General features: G+C 54.4%; 16 protein-coding genes and 1 pseudogene. 11 read left to right on the top strand and 6 right to left on the bottom strand.

Features of this window, described 5'->3' with window-relative positions:
- Positions 1-209: 209 nt before the first annotated feature.
- The 4 genes from CJF39_RS01450 to CJF39_RS01435 all read left to right on the top strand — a co-directional run bounded on the left by CJF39_RS01450 (position 210) and on the right by CJF39_RS01435 (position 2065).
- Positions 210-572: a cupin domain-containing protein gene (locus CJF39_RS01450; RefSeq protein WP_094991822.1), complete on the top strand. Its 363-nt coding sequence runs from the start codon at positions 210-212 to the stop codon at positions 570-572.
- A gap of 214 nt (positions 573-786) precedes the next feature.
- Positions 787-1083, top strand: coding sequence for a hypothetical protein (locus CJF39_RS01445; protein ID WP_094991821.1), 297 nt, complete (start codon positions 787-789; stop codon positions 1081-1083).
- A gap of 61 nt (positions 1084-1144) precedes the next feature.
- Complete coding sequence (locus CJF39_RS01440) at positions 1145-1444, top strand: I78 family peptidase inhibitor (protein WP_094991820.1); 300 nt, start codon at positions 1145-1147, stop codon at positions 1442-1444.
- Between the two features lie 9 nt (positions 1445-1453).
- Positions 1454-2065, top strand: a complete 612-nt coding sequence (locus CJF39_RS01435) for a hypothetical protein (protein WP_094991819.1) — start codon at positions 1454-1456, stop codon at positions 2063-2065.
- A 131-nt stretch (positions 2066-2196) separates the two neighbouring features.
- Here the strand turns inward: CJF39_RS01435 and rpmG are convergent, their stop codons facing one another.
- Together rpmG and rpmB are read right to left on the bottom strand one after the other, a co-directional pair.
- Positions 2197-2352, bottom strand: a complete 156-nt coding sequence (gene rpmG / locus CJF39_RS01430; RefSeq protein ID WP_003437824.1) for a 50S ribosomal protein L33 — start codon at positions 2350-2352, stop codon at positions 2197-2199.
- Positions 2353-2363: 11 nt separating this feature from the next.
- Positions 2364-2597, bottom strand: a complete 234-nt coding sequence (gene rpmB, locus CJF39_RS01425; protein ID WP_019410280.1) for a 50S ribosomal protein L28 — start codon at positions 2595-2597, stop codon at positions 2364-2366.
- Between the two features lie 513 nt (positions 2598-3110).
- Between rpmB and CJF39_RS01420 the strand changes: the two genes are divergently transcribed.
- Positions 3111-4697 (top strand): ABC transporter substrate-binding protein, encoded by a 1587-nt coding sequence (locus tag CJF39_RS01420; RefSeq protein ID WP_094991818.1) that lies wholly within the window; start codon positions 3111-3113, stop codon positions 4695-4697.
- Between the two features lie 3 nt (positions 4698-4700).
- Here the strand turns inward: CJF39_RS01420 and radC are convergent, their stop codons facing one another.
- Positions 4701-5375 carry a RadC family protein gene (radC, locus tag CJF39_RS01415; protein ID WP_094991817.1) on the bottom strand — a complete coding sequence of 225 codons (675 nt, stop codon included), beginning with the start codon at positions 5373-5375 and terminating at the stop codon, positions 4701-4703.
- A 123-nt stretch (positions 5376-5498) separates the two neighbouring features.
- Between radC and coaBC the strand changes: the two genes are divergently transcribed.
- The 4 genes and pseudogenes from coaBC (at position 5499) to argB (ending at position 9801) form a co-directional block, all read left to right on the top strand.
- The gene (gene coaBC / locus CJF39_RS01410) at positions 5499-6707 is read left to right on the top strand and encodes a bifunctional phosphopantothenoylcysteine decarboxylase/phosphopantothenate--cysteine ligase CoaBC (protein ID WP_094991816.1); all 1209 of its coding nucleotides are present in this window, start codon (positions 5499-5501) and stop codon (positions 6705-6707) included.
- A 5-nt stretch (positions 6708-6712) separates the two neighbouring features.
- Positions 6713-7168 carry a dUTP diphosphatase gene (gene dut / locus CJF39_RS01405; RefSeq protein ID WP_047278770.1) on the top strand — a complete coding sequence of 152 codons (456 nt, stop codon included), beginning with the start codon at positions 6713-6715 and terminating at the stop codon, positions 7166-7168.
- 316 nt (positions 7169-7484) lie between these two features.
- Positions 7485-8870 (top strand): annotated as a pseudogene (locus tag CJF39_RS01395) (phosphomannomutase/phosphoglucomutase); the annotation flags it as partial.
- A gap of 25 nt (positions 8871-8895) precedes the next feature.
- Entirely contained in the window at positions 8896-9801 is a 906-nt protein-coding gene (gene argB, locus CJF39_RS01390; RefSeq protein ID WP_047278764.1) for an acetylglutamate kinase, read from the top strand.
- Positions 9802-9867: 66 nt separating this feature from the next.
- Here argB and pyrE read toward each other — a convergent pair whose 3' ends face one another.
- On the bottom strand, positions 9868-10509 hold the full coding sequence (gene pyrE, locus CJF39_RS01385) for an orotate phosphoribosyltransferase (RefSeq protein WP_094991813.1): 642 nt from the start codon (positions 10507-10509) through the stop codon (positions 9868-9870).
- Positions 10510-10592: 83 nt separating this feature from the next.
- Here pyrE and CJF39_RS01380 point away from each other — a divergent pair, with 83 nt between their 5' ends.
- Together CJF39_RS01380 and CJF39_RS01375 are read left to right on the top strand one after the other, a co-directional pair.
- Positions 10593-11372, top strand: coding sequence for an exodeoxyribonuclease III (locus CJF39_RS01380; RefSeq protein ID WP_094991812.1), 780 nt, complete (start codon positions 10593-10595; stop codon positions 11370-11372).
- A 229-nt stretch (positions 11373-11601) separates the two neighbouring features.
- Positions 11602-11805, top strand: coding sequence for a hypothetical protein (locus CJF39_RS01375; protein ID WP_094991811.1), 204 nt, complete (start codon positions 11602-11604; stop codon positions 11803-11805).
- 102 nt (positions 11806-11907) lie between these two features.
- Here the strand turns inward: CJF39_RS01375 and CJF39_RS01370 are convergent, their stop codons facing one another.
- Positions 11908-12282, bottom strand: a complete 375-nt coding sequence (locus CJF39_RS01370) for a DUF4870 domain-containing protein (RefSeq protein ID WP_094991810.1) — start codon at positions 12280-12282, stop codon at positions 11908-11910.
- A 35-nt stretch (positions 12283-12317) separates the two neighbouring features.
- Positions 12318-13040: a ribonuclease PH gene (gene rph, locus CJF39_RS01365; protein ID WP_094991809.1), complete on the bottom strand. Its 723-nt coding sequence runs from the start codon at positions 13038-13040 to the stop codon at positions 12318-12320.
- Positions 13041-13064 lie beyond the last annotated feature (24 nt).

Genomic DNA, 13064 nt, shown 5'->3' with positions numbered 1-13064 from the left:
GCACCACGGTTTTTCGCGTGGCACGTCAGGAATGCTGTCCAATCCACCAATGTGTTCGGCACAAGACATGCGCCACCCTAAACCAGTGGCTGTGAGACTTTCAATATATTTGACACGCGTGTCGTAAACGGCATGGCTTGTTCGTTTTAATAAACATAGACTTTGGCCTTTATGGCCACACACACCGCAATTTCGGGGGGACAAGACCTATGAGCATCGAAACGATCGTCGATTTCAATACCGCCAACACCGAGGCCGTACGCTTTCGGCCAGCACCGGAGAAGGTGCTCAAAGGCGACCCGGAGCAAGTGATCCATAACCATTACGACAGCCCATGCGGGCAAATGAACGCCGGTGTGTGGGAAGGGGACGTGGGCCAGTGGAAGGTTAAATACACTGAGCATGAATACTGTGAAATTTTGCAGGGCGTTTCAGTTTTACGTGACGGGGAAGGTAATGCCAAAACCCTGAGAGCAGGCGACCGCTTTGTCATCCCGGCCGGTTTTCAGGGGACGTGGGAAGTGCTTGAGGCGTGTAGGAAAGTGTACGTTGTGTTCGAGAGCAAGCGCTGAATAGCACGAACTAGAGCGTTGCACAAAGCCCTGCCATTGATAATGGCAGGGCTTTTTTGTGTTGCATTGAATGTGTAGGCGGTACAAGTTCAGTTACAGCTGAATGCCTGCCCTATTGAAAAATAGATCCAGACTTTGATGTATGCAGAGACCGATTATATACACCTGCATAAGGGCTGAATTCGCCCGTCACTTATCTAAATAGGGAAATAACATGACTACTTTAAGCGTTACAAAAAACACTGCACTGGCTGCCATTATTGCGTCGGTATTTGCGTCGGCACCGGCCATGGCAACGGAAGGTGGAAAGTGCAGGACTGATATTGCATACAATACCGTTATGCCCTTTGATGCCTCGCCTGTAATTTTCGAAGTATTGCGCAACATCTTTGAAGCGAAGGAAATTCGCGTCGAGCGCGAGGGCGTAGCCTATACCACAGAGTTCAATGAGAATCGCCTGAGAATCGGTGTAGGCGCGGATAATAAAGTGAGTTACTTCCGCTGCGGGTAATGGGCGTTGGTAAACGTTTAACAGGGTTGAAAGTTTGCGTTGAATTTTGCAAGGAAGTGAAATGAACACATTATTTAATATGAAAAAAACAGCCATTGCGTGTTTGCTCGTCTTGGGTGCTGGAAGCGTTCAGGCAGCGGCTTCTGAGAGTGAGCCAGGAAAATGCAGCCTGGACTTCGCCCTGCCCAAGATTCTGCATGCGGCAACCCCCGAGTTTGTAGAAATCATGCGCCAGCGTTCCGGCGCGACGGTTGTTCGTGTTGAAAGGCCCGGCGAAGGTTACACGAAGGAGTACAACGCTGATCGACTGCGCATCATCGTCAACCAAAACAACATTATTCAAGGTTATATGTGTGGTTGAGGGTGGCCTATGAAAAGCGCTCTGAAGTTGGAAAAAAGCTTTTGTGCAGATATTTACTGGAAAGGTAAAGATCAGACGCTGTATAAAGTCGCTGCCACCATGAACAATGAGACCGTTTTTAAAAATAACGACGGCTGGTTGTTTGCGGGTAAAGATAACTATACAAAGCGCTTAAGTAACGGCATGGTCTGGGACCGTTACTTGGTGGAGTTAAGTTTTTGGTTTGGTTGTTATGTCTTTGAGGATGGCCGGCACCTTTACCGTATCGCGGCTTTTACACGCCACCTCGAACAACCTGACGCACGTAATCACCGTTTCAATGGGCACCATGTCGATATTAGTAAAAACAGCTTTTTGGGGTTGTACGACGTCCATCCCGACTATATTCACGCTGATAGGTATTTAAATAAGTTGTTGTTTCAACTGGATAACATGGGCACGGATGTTTTGCGCATTGGCCAAGTTGTTGAACATGTGCAGTTGACCAGCCCTAACGGGCGCCAGGTTAACGTGGTGGACGACGAGGGTTACCCTTTACTGAATGAAAGCGGGGCGGGGACAGCGGGTTCGTTCACATTAAAAGTGCTTGAAGCGGGACAGAAATTTCCGTTTTCGGGATGAAATTTTTTACATCAAGTTCTGTTGGGTGCTGACTGCGGCATCATTCGCCTGCTGAGGTTTGCTGTGGCGTAAGCAACAAAAAAGGCCCGTATCGTGAGATGCGGGCCTTTTTCGTAAAGAAGAAAAATCAATTACTTGATTTTGGCTTCTTTGTAGATCACGTGCTTGCGAACCCGCGGATCGAATTTTTTGATTTCGATTTTGTCCGGAGTGGTGCGCTTGTTCTTATCAGTGGTGTAGAAATGGCCTGTACCAGCGCTCGACACCAAACGGATCAATTCACGCATGATTAGCTCCTTTAGATCTTGCCAGCACGGCGGATTTCGGCCAGCACGACAGTAATGCCACGCTTGTCGATGATACGCATGCCTTTGGCAGATACGCGCAGACGCACGAAACGTTTCTCTTCTTCAACCCAGAAGCGGTGATGCTGCAGGTTCGGCAGGAAACGACGACGGGTTTTGTTATTTGCGTGGGAAATGTTATTCCCAGTCACCGGACCCTTACCGGTAACTTGACAGACTCTCGACATGCCTCAGCCCTCTAAAACCACATGCCCAACCCGGCATGGGTTGGCCGCTTAATCTCTCAGTCATTTGGCGCTAGGCGCCGCGTTTCTTTAAGGGTCTTACCGGTTACGCCTACAAACGAAGGAACCGGGCCCCTAGAAAAGAGCGCTGCTTTATACCAGAAAGACTATTGAGCAACAACATGCAGTGTGATTTGCATTGATTGATAAAGGCGGCATTCTATCGACAATCCGCGCTAAAGCCTATGCCCTGTGGGCCCTTACCGCTCGTCGCTGGATGAAAGGTTTCAGGTCAGGATCGCAGCTGTTTGCGTTCAAGCGGCGTGTCGAGCTGCAGCACAATCTCCATGGCAAGTACTTAAAACACAGTGATTGGCCATTTCCCCTGCATCAATGAACCGTCACATGGGAACGAGTCGCGCTAAAAAGTAGTCATTTTCTCTATAGATCACTAGGGTAGGTCTTTTCCAGACTGCACCTGCAGATGGGCCAACGACTTGCCAAGGAAATCCCGCCATGCGCCTCGCTGCTGCCCCCTTATTGTTAACGTTTTGTCTGACGCCGCTGGCGCACGCCGCCACGTTGAGCGTGTGCACTGAGGCCAGCCCGGAAGGGTTCGATGTCGTGCAATACAACTCGCTCAGCACCACCAATGCCTCCGCGGACGTGCTGATGAACCGTCTGGTGGATTTTGACGCGCAGGCCGGGAAGTTAGTGCCCAGCCTTGCGCAAAGCTGGTCAGTGTCCGCTGACGGCCTTGTGTACGACTTTAAATTGCGTCCGGGCGTCAAGTTTCACAAAACCCCCTACTTCACCCCTTCGCGCGACTTGAATGCCGAGGATGTGCGTTTCAGTTTTGAGCGCATGCTTGATCCGGCCAACCCTTGGCACAAGGTTGCGCAAAGCGGCTTCCCTCACGCGCAGTCTTTGCAACTGCCTACACTGATTAAAAGCATCGAGACGCCGGACACGCAAACGGTTCGCTTCACCCTCTCCCATCCGGACTCAACCTTCCTGCCTGCCTTGAGCATGGGCTTTGCTTCCATCTATTCGGCCGAATATGCCGACAAACTGCTCAAGGCCGGCACGCCTGAACGGATGAACAGTCAGCCGATCGGCACCGGACCCTTTGTGTTCTCGCGCTTCCAAAAGGATGCCGTGGTTCGCTATAAGGCCAATCCTGATTATTTCTCTGGCAAGCCGAAGGTTGACGGGCTGATCTTCGCCATTACGCCAGATGCCAACGTCAGGTTGCAGAAGCTGCGGCGCAATGAGTGCCAGATCGCGCTCTCGCCCAAACCGCTGGATGTTGAAGCCGCAGCCAAAGATCCCTCGTTGAAAGTTGCGCAAACACCTGCATTCATGACGGCTTTCGTGGCGATTAACAGCCAGCATCCTCCGCTGGATAAACCCGAAGTGCGGCAGGCGATCAATCTGGCTTTTGACAGGGACACTTACTTGAACGCGGTGTTTGAAAACAGCGGGCAAGCGGCCAAGGGTGTTTACCCGGCAACCACCTGGAGCTACGCCAAGGATTTGCCGGAGTATCCCCACGACCCGCAAAAAGCTAAGGCGTTATTAGCCAAGGCCGGGCTCAAGGACGGCTTCAGTACAACGATCTGGACACGTCCGACAGGTAGCGTGTTGAACCCCAATCCAAGCCTGGGAGCGCAGTTGTTGCAAGCGGATCTGGCGAAGGTCGGGATTAAGGCTGATATTCGGGTGATCGAATGGGGCGAGCTGATTCGCCGCGCGAAAGCAGGCGAGCACGATTTGCTGTTCATGGGCTGGGCGGGTGACAACGGTGACCCGGACAATTTCCTGACGCCCCAGTTTTCCTGCGCTGCTGTGCAGTCCGGAACCAACTTTGCGCGCTACTGCGACAAGACGCTGGACAGTTTGATCAGTGAGGGCAAACGCCTGAGCGATCAGGACAAGCGCAGTGCGCTGTATCAGAAGGCTCAAGCGCAGATTCAGCAGCAAGCTTTGTGGCTGCCGCTGGCACATCCAACGGCCTACGCACTTACGCGTAAAGACGTACAGGGTTATGAGGTAAGTCCATTTGGCCGTCAGGATTTTTCGACAGTGAGCCTAAAGCCTTAGGCCTCACATCCAGCCATATTCGACCATGGACAGCGGCTCGCCTTCGCCGACAATGAAATGGTCAAGCACGCGCACTTCAATCAGGTCCAGCGCCTCTGTCAGGCGCTGGGTCAGCGTTCGGTCGGCTTCGCTGGGCTCGGGCACCCCTGAAGGGTGGTTGTGACAAAAAATTACGGCTGCAGCGTTATGCGCCAGTGCGCGCTTCACGACTTGCCGCGGGTACACGCTGGCGCTGTCGATTGAGCCTCTGAACAATACTTCAAACGCCAACATACGGTGTTTGGAGTCCATAAACAGGCAGCCGAACACTTCGTGGTGCTCGTGACGCAACAGCGATTTCAAGTAATCGCGCACGGCTTGCGGGCTCTCCAGCGCGGAGTCACGGCGCAAGCGTTCGGCCAAATGGCGACGGCCCATTTCCAGCACCGCCTGCAGTTGGCTGAACTTGGCGGGGCCTAGCCCAAGTTGACGGCAGAACGACCCCAGGTCAGCTTCCAGCAATGCTCGCAGGCTGCCGAATTCAGCCAACAAGTGACGTGCAAGATCCACCGCACTTTTGCCCGAAACGCCCGTGCGCAGGAAAATGGCAAGTAATTCGGCATCTGAAAGGCTAGCTGATCCCTGTTCTAAAAGTTTCTCCCGCGGACGCTCTGCTGCGGGCCAATCTCTAATGCTCATAACACCTCCATGTCAGTGGGCGCCGCTGTTCCATAGCAGGCGCTGTGTTATCTTAGCCCATCATTTTTGCGTGGCATTTGGCCATTTTCCGCGCAGTCATCATCGAACTAAAAAGGCAGGCCTATGCAGCGGCTGTATCGAAAACGCATTGTTTTGGGCGTCGGCGGCGGCATTGCTGCTTACAAAAGTGCAGAGCTGGTTCGCCGTCTGCTGGATCAGGGCGCTGAAGTACGGGTAGTGATGACCCGTGGTGGCAGTGAGTTCATCACCCCGCTGACCATGCAAGCCTTGTCCGGCCATCCGGTTCATCTGGATCTGCTCGATCCGGCAGCCGAGGCAGCCATGGGGCATATCGAGCTGGCCAAATGGGCGGATCTGGTGCTGATTGCGCCCGCCACAGCTGACCTGATTGCCCGTTTGGCCCAAGGTATCGCCAACGACTTGCTGACCACCTTGGTGCTCGCCACAGACGCAACGGTCGCCATCGCCCCCGCGATGAACCAGGCCATGTGGCGTGACCCGGCGACCCAGGCCAATACTCAGCTGCTGCAAACCCGTGGCCTAAAAGTGTTTGGGCCGGCTTCCGGCAGTCAGGCCTGTGGCGATGTGGGTTTTGGTCGCATGCTTGAGGCGGATGATTTGGTGAGCTGCGCCGCCGAATGCTTCCAGCGTCAGATTTTGACAGGCAAGCACGTGTTGATTACTGCCGGGCCGACCCAGGAAAACATCGATCCGGTGCGTTACATCACAAACCACAGCTCCGGGAAAATGGGCTTTGCCCTGGCCGAAGCGGCTGTGGAAGCCGGTGCCCGTGTGACATTGATTACAGGCCCCGTGCATTTGCCGACGCCGGATCGGGTCCACCGGATCGACGTGGTCAGTGCGCGTGACATGCTGGCCGCCTGCGAAGCCGCGATGCCTTGCGACATCTTTATTGCCTCGGCTGCGGTTGCGGATTACCGCCCGGAAGTGATTGCTCCGCAAAAACTCAAGAAAGACCCTACAAGTGGGGACGGCCTGTTGCTGCAAATGGTGCGTAACCCGGACATTCTCGCCACTATTGCCTCGCGCCCTGATCGTCCTTTTAGTGTCGGTTTTGCTGCCGAAACCGAACATTTGCTTGATTACGCCGCGCGCAAGCTGAAAGACAAAAACCTCGACCTGATTGTGGCCAACGATGTGGCTAACCCCAGCATTGGCTTCAATAGCGAGGAAAATGCGTGCAGCGTAATTGATCGCCAACTGCATGCCACCGTGTTTGCTCAGACCAGCAAGGGCAAGATCGCCCGTCAACTGGTCACTTTTATCGCCGAACGTCTGAACCAGGTTTAACTCGTATGCACGCTTTACAAGCCAAAATTCTCGATCCACGCATTGGCAACGAATTTCCGTTGCCGCAGTACGCCACCCCGGGCTCAGCCGGTCTCGACCTGCGCGCCATGCTCAAAGAAGACACCGTGCTTGAGCCCGGTCAAACCCTGTTGATCCCGACCGGTCTGTCGGTGTATATCGGCGATCCGGGCCTGGCCGCACTGATCTTGCCGCGTTCTGGCCTGGGCCATAAGCACGGGATTGTGTTGGGCAATCTGGTGGGATTGATCGACTCGGACTATCAGGGTGAGCTGATGGTTTCGTGCTGGAACCGTGGTCAAACCGCGTTCAACATCGCGGTCGGTGAGCGCATCGCTCAACTGGTGCTGGTGCCCGTGGTGCAAGCGCATTTCGAGTTGGTTGAAACCTTTGACGAAAGTCAGCGTGGCGCGGGCGGTTTTGGCCATTCAGGCAGCCTCTGACTATGCTGCATCGGGTCGGGCGCCCTGCCCGACCTTGATTAATCGCGTGGTAGTTCAGGATGAAATTCGCGCCCGTTTACTCCCCGTATTCCTTGCCTGATCGGATGGCGGCCCTTTGCCACAAGGGCGGTGATGCCAATTGGCCTCACGAACTCTCCCGTGAAAATGTCGTCCAAACCTGCAGTTTGCATTCGACCGCGTATGGTGCCCTGACGTTTATACGTCCTGCCACCGGGTCGGCATTTGTGTGCCTGAGTACTTCGGTGCATGCCCAAAATTCGATGAAAGTGGAGTATCCCTTCTAATGATCAGCCCAACTTCGGTCGCCCCTGCATTCCCTGACAGCATTTTTCGTGCTTACGACATACGTGGCGTAGTTCCGGAGACGTTGACCGCTGAAACGGCCTACTGGATAGGTCGCGCAATTGGCGCTGAAAGCCTGGCCAAAGGTGAGCCCAATGTGTCGGTCGGCCGGGATGGTCGTCTTTCTGGCCCAGCGTTGGTCGAGCGTTTGATTCAAGGGGTGGCTGACAGTGGCTGCCATGTCAGTGACGTGGGGCTGGTGCCGACGCCTGCGCTGTATTACGCAGCCAACGTGTTGGCTGGCAAGTCCGGTGTGATGCTCACGGGGAGTCATAACCCGTCGAACTACAACGGGTTCAAAATCGTGATTGCTGGCGACACGCTGGCCAATGAGCAAATTCAGGCATTGCATGCGCGTCTCAAGACCAACGACCTGACATGGGGCGAAGGCAGCATCGCGAAAGTAGAGATTCTGAAACAGTACAGTGAGCAAATTACCCGTGACATCAAGCTGACAAAGCGTCTGAAAGTGGTCGTCGATTGCGGTAACGGCGCGGCGGGTGTGATTGCGCCACAATTGATCGAAGCCCTGAAGTGCGAAGTCATCCCATTGTTCTGTGAAGTGGATGGGCATTTCCCAAACCATCACCCGGACCCTGGCAAGCCGGAAAACCTGGTGGATTTGATCGCGAAGGTCAAGGAGGTCGGCGCGGATCTGGGCCTGGCATTTGATGGTGATGGCGACCGAGTCGGCGTGGTGACCAATACCGGAACCATGGTTTTTCCGGATCGCCTCTTGATGCTGTTTGCGCAAGATGTGCTGGGGCGTAACCCGGCGGCAGAGATCATTTTTGATGTCAAATGCACGCGCCGCCTGATTCCCCTGATCAAAGAATATGGCGGTCGTCCATTGATGTGGAAAACCGGTCATTCGTTAATCAAAAAGAAAATGAAGGAGACGGGTGCGTTGCTCGCGGGCGAAATGAGCGGGCACATCTTTTTCAAAGAGCGCTGGTACGGTTTTGATGACGGCATTTACAGCGCTGCGCGCCTGCTGGAGATCCTCAGCAACCGCAAAGAAACCGCTGAATCGGTATTTGCGGCATTCCCGAACGATATTTCTACGCCTGAAATCAATATCGATGTGACGGATGAGAGCAAATTCAGCATCATTAGCGCCCTGCACGATGCCAAATGGGGTGAGGCCGCTGAGCTGACCACCATTGATGGTGTGCGGGTCGATTACCCGCATGGCTGGGGCCTGGTTCGCGCATCCAACACCACGCCGGTGCTGGTGCTGCGATTTGAGGCGGATACCGAAGCCGAACTGCAACGTATCAAGGATGTTTTCCACGCCCAACTCAAGCGTGTGGCACCTGATCTCCAACTACCGTTTTGATCGACTTGTCCTACCGGAGCCCTGAATGACCCTCGAACGTGATGCCGCCTCCAACGTCGCCAAGGTTTTGTCCGAAGCGTTGCCCTACATTCGCCGCTATGTCGGCAAGACGCTGGTGATCAAATACGGCGGCAACGCAATGGAGAACGACGATCTGAAAACCGGGTTTGCCCGTGACATCGTGTTGATGAAGGCGGTGGGCATTAACCCGGTCGTCGTTCACGGCGGCGGTCCGCAAATCGGGGATTTACTCAAGCGACTGTCCATCGAGAGCCACTTTATCGATGGTATGCGCGTGACCGACGCGCAAACCATGGATGTGGTTGAAATGGTGCTGGGTGGCCAGGTCAACAAGGACATCGTGAACTTGATCAACCGCCACGGCGGCAGCGCGATTGGCTTGACCGGTAAAGACGCGGAGCTGATTCGCGCGAAAAAGCTGACAGTGACCCGTCAGACACCGGAAATGACTTCGCCTGAAATCATCGACATTGGTCACGTGGGTGAGGTGGTCGGGATCAACACTGACTTGCTGCACATGCTGACCAATGGTGATTTTATCCCGGTGATCGCGCCGATTGGTGTGGGTGCCAATGGCGAGTCTTACAACATCAATGCGGATTTGGTTGCCGGTAAAGTGGCGGAGGCGTTGAAGGCTGAAAAACTGATGTTGCTGACCAACATTGCGGGTTTGATGGACAAGCAGGGCAACGTGCTGACCGGTTTGACCACCTCTCAGGTGGATGACCTGATCGCTGACGGCACGATCTATGGCGGCATGCTGCCGAAGATTCGTTGCGCACTGGAAGCGGTACAAGGCGGAGTGACCACGGCGCACATCGTTGATGGTCGTGTGCCGAATGCTGTTTTGCTGGAAATCTTCACCGACACGGGTGTCGGTACGCTGATTACCAACAGCAAGACTGTTTAAGCCGCACTCAATAAAAAGGCCTCGCCCGGCTATTTCGGGGCGAGGCCTTTTTTATGGGCGGGGGGGTTAGATTCCGTACTGCGCCCGATAGGCTTCAACGGCCGGTAAATGCTGTTTGAGCTCCTCGTCATCGGCCAGGAACTGCAAAACCTGGGTAAGCGAGACGATGCTGACGACAGGAATGCCGAAGTCGCGCTCGACTTCTTGAATGGCGGACAATTCGCCATTTCCGCGTTCCTGGCGGTTAAGGGCGATCAGAACACCAGCAGCCTTGGCATCTTGCGAGCCAATGATTTGCATGACCTCACGGATAGCCGTGCCTGCGGTGATCACGTCGTCGATGATCAGTACGTTGCCTTCCAGCGGGGAGCCCACCAGGCTGCCGCCTTCGCCGTGTGCCTTGGCTTCTTTGCGGTTGAAACACCATGGCACATCGCGGTCATGGTGCTCGGCCAGGGCTACGGCGGTGGTCGCTGCCAAAGGAATACCCTTGTAGGCCGGGCCAAACAGCACGTCGAAAGGAATACCGCTGTCTACGATGGCAGCTGCATAGAAGCGTCCCAGCTGGGCCAGCGCAGAGCCTGTATTAAACAGGCCGGCATTGAAGAAGTAAGGGCTGGTGCGCCCGGACTTCAGGGTGAACTCGCCGAAGCGCAATACGCCGCGATCGATGGCAAAACGGATGAAATCGCGCTGATACGCTTGCATGAAAAAAGCCCCTGAATACCGCGGATTTAGCTAAATAGTAAGACGGCGTGTATCATACACGCACGTGATTTTTGGGGCCATTTATGCGGATCATCAGTGTGAACGTTAATGGTATTCAGGCGGCAGTCGAGCGCGGTTTGCTCAGTTGGCTGCAAGCTCAGAATGCCGACGTTATTTGCCTGCAGGACACCCGCGCCTCCGCCTTTGAATTGGACGATCCGGCCTACCAGCTGGATGGCTACTTTCTTTATGCCTGCGAAGCTGAAGTCCCTGCCCAAGGTGGTGTGGCTTTGTATTCGCGGTTGCAGCCGAAAGCGGTCATTACTGGGCTCGGCTTCGAAACCGCCGATCGCTACGGGCGCTACCTGCAAGCCGATTTCGACAAGGTCAGCATCGCGACCTTGCTGCTTCCCTCGGGGCAGAACGGCGATGAAGACTTGAATCAAAAATTCAAGCTAATGGACGATTTCGCACGCTATCTGGATAAACAGCGTCGCAAACGTCGCGAGTACATCTACTGCGGCTCGCTGTATGTGGCGCAGCAGAAACTTGACATTAAAAACTGGCGTGACAGCCAGCAGTCTCCCGGTTTTCTGGCACCCGAACGTGCCTGGATGGACGAGATTGTCGGCAACATGGGCTATGTTGATGCCCTGCGTGAAGTCAGTCGTGAAGGCGATCAGTACAGCTGGTGGCCGGATAACGAACAGGCCGAGATGCTTAACCTTGGCTGGCGTTTTGACTACCAGTTGCTGACACCCGGCCTGCGCCGTTTTGTTCGCAGCGCCCGGATGCCGCGTCAGCCGCGCTTCTCACAACACGCGCCCTTGATCGTGGACTACGACTGGACGCTGACTATCTGAGTGTTTTGTTGCAGTCAAAAAATGCTCCTGTCGCAAGACTGGAGCATTTTTTTTGGTTTGAATTCGTGTGTGTCTGCTGTGTCTGGGAGACGTTTCTTCGCAAAACATCAAGCTACATATTTGTGAAGGTTCTGCAAAACACAATAACTATGTACCGCATCTAGAGCGGGTACTCCCAACACAATGGCGTGGTCCAGGAGGACATTTCATACATTCAAAGGATAAAAAAATGAACAATGATGAAGCTCTACAACTTATTAAGCATTTGATTGGCACCCGATACGTGCCCAGCGTTAAAGCCTACATCACAGAACTGACGGGGCGCGAGCGCGTCGTTGGCGTCAATGACGCATCGACCAAAGAGATTGATCCTAATCGAATCCAGATCCGTGGTGATGAAAAGCTGTGCATCGTGGGCTTTAACTTCACGTGATTATTGATCTAAGCGAGACAAGCGCTTAAAGAAAAGCCCGTATCTTTCGATACGGGCTTTTCGGTGGTGGTGAGGTGAATCTAGCTTAAGACGTAAGCTGATTTACTTGATGGGCCGCCACGTGAATGGATAACGGTAAATCACCCCGTCATTGGCTTTCACGCCCGCAATTACAACCAGCACCACTGCGCCGATCAACACAAGCCCAAGCAGCGCGAAACCGATGAGGATAAACATCAGTACGTAGCAAACAGCTGAAGCGATCGCTACCGTGATCTGAAAATTCAACGCCTCTTTGCCTTGATCGTCGATGAAAGGGTCGCTTTCACGTTTCATCTGCCACAGGATCAGCGGACCGATCAAACTGCCAAATGGAAACCACATCCCGAGGAAGGCCGAGAAGTGGCAAAACATGGCCCATTGCCGAGCTTCGCGGCTCGGGCCTGGCTCGGGTTTTGATAGATCCAGCTCGCTCATGGCGTTCTCCGGGTGATTAAGGGTAGCAAGAGTAATCAGTCAGCCAGTGCAGCTTGTTGCAAGGCGAAGATATCAGTCATGCCTTTTTGGGCCAGTGCCAGCATGGCGTTCAGCTCGTCCGGCTGGAACGGTGCGCCTTCGGCAGTGCCCTGAACTTCAATAAAGCCGCCTGTGCTGGTCATCACAACATTGAGGTCGGTTTCGGCTGCCGAATCTTCAGGGTAGTCGAGGTCTAGCACAGGCTCGCCCTGATACATGCCAACAGAGACTGCAGCGATCATTTGTTTGATTGGGTCGCCGCCCTTCAGGCCGCCACGTTTTTTGATCACTTTCAGCGCGTCGACCAGAGCAACCATGGCGCCAGTAATCGAAGCGGTGCGGGTGCCGCCGTCTGCCTGAATTACATCGCAGTCGACATAAAGAGTGATATCGCCCAGTTTGGACATGTCCAGTGCCGCACGCAGGGAGCGGCCGATCAAACGCTGGATTTCCAGGGTGCGACCGCCTTGTTTGCCGCGGCTGGCTTCACGCTGGTTACGGTCGCCCGTGGCGCGTGGCAGCATGCCGTATTCTGCGGTCAACCAGCCTTGGCCCTGACCTTTAAGGAAGCGGGGAACGCCGTTCTCGACGCTGACGGTACAGATGACTTTGGTGTCACCGAACTCGACCAGTACAGAACCCTCTGCGTGTTTGGTGTAGTTGCGGGTGATGCGGATCGGACGTAGCTGATCGGCAACGCGACCACTTGGACGTTTCATGTGGGATACCTGTACGGGACGGAA

The sequence above is a fragment of the Pseudomonas lundensis genome, assembly GCF_002269125.1.
GTDB classification, from domain to species: Bacteria; Pseudomonadota; Gammaproteobacteria; order Pseudomonadales; family Pseudomonadaceae; genus Aquipseudomonas; species Aquipseudomonas lundensis_A.
This window is presented reverse-complemented; position numbering and strand designations above follow the sequence as displayed.

Coding starts and splice junctions, on each gene's coding strand:
- rpmG (WP_003437824.1), bottom strand. CDS start 2,352: ATGCGTGAATTGATCCGTTTGGTGTCGAGCGCTGGTACAGGCCATTTC.
- argB (WP_047278764.1), top strand. CDS start 8,896: ATGACCCTCGAACGTGATGCCGCCTCCAACGTCGCCAAGGTTTTGTCC.
- radC (WP_094991817.1), bottom strand. CDS start 5,375: ATGAGCATTAGAGATTGGCCCGCAGCAGAGCGTCCGCGGGAGAAACTT.
- dut (WP_047278770.1), top strand. CDS start 6,713: ATGCACGCTTTACAAGCCAAAATTCTCGATCCACGCATTGGCAACGAA.
- CJF39_RS01450 (WP_094991822.1), top strand. CDS start 210: ATGAGCATCGAAACGATCGTCGATTTCAATACCGCCAACACCGAGGCC.
- CJF39_RS01420 (WP_094991818.1), top strand. CDS start 3,111: ATGCGCCTCGCTGCTGCCCCCTTATTGTTAACGTTTTGTCTGACGCCG.
- CJF39_RS01440 (WP_094991820.1), top strand. CDS start 1,145: ATGAACACATTATTTAATATGAAAAAAACAGCCATTGCGTGTTTGCTC.
- rpmB (WP_019410280.1), bottom strand. CDS start 2,597: ATGTCGAGAGTCTGTCAAGTTACCGGTAAGGGTCCGGTGACTGGGAAT.
- CJF39_RS01380 (WP_094991812.1), top strand. CDS start 10,593: ATGCGGATCATCAGTGTGAACGTTAATGGTATTCAGGCGGCAGTCGAG.
- CJF39_RS01445 (WP_094991821.1), top strand. CDS start 787: ATGACTACTTTAAGCGTTACAAAAAACACTGCACTGGCTGCCATTATT.
- CJF39_RS01435 (WP_094991819.1), top strand. CDS start 1,454: ATGAAAAGCGCTCTGAAGTTGGAAAAAAGCTTTTGTGCAGATATTTAC.
- coaBC (WP_094991816.1), top strand. CDS start 5,499: ATGCAGCGGCTGTATCGAAAACGCATTGTTTTGGGCGTCGGCGGCGGC.
- rph (WP_094991809.1), bottom strand. CDS start 13,040: ATGAAACGTCCAAGTGGTCGCGTTGCCGATCAGCTACGTCCGATCCGC.
- CJF39_RS01375 (WP_094991811.1), top strand. CDS start 11,602: ATGAACAATGATGAAGCTCTACAACTTATTAAGCATTTGATTGGCACC.
- pyrE (WP_094991813.1), bottom strand. CDS start 10,509: ATGCAAGCGTATCAGCGCGATTTCATCCGTTTTGCCATCGATCGCGGC.
- CJF39_RS01370 (WP_094991810.1), bottom strand. CDS start 12,282: ATGAGCGAGCTGGATCTATCAAAACCCGAGCCAGGCCCGAGCCGCGAA.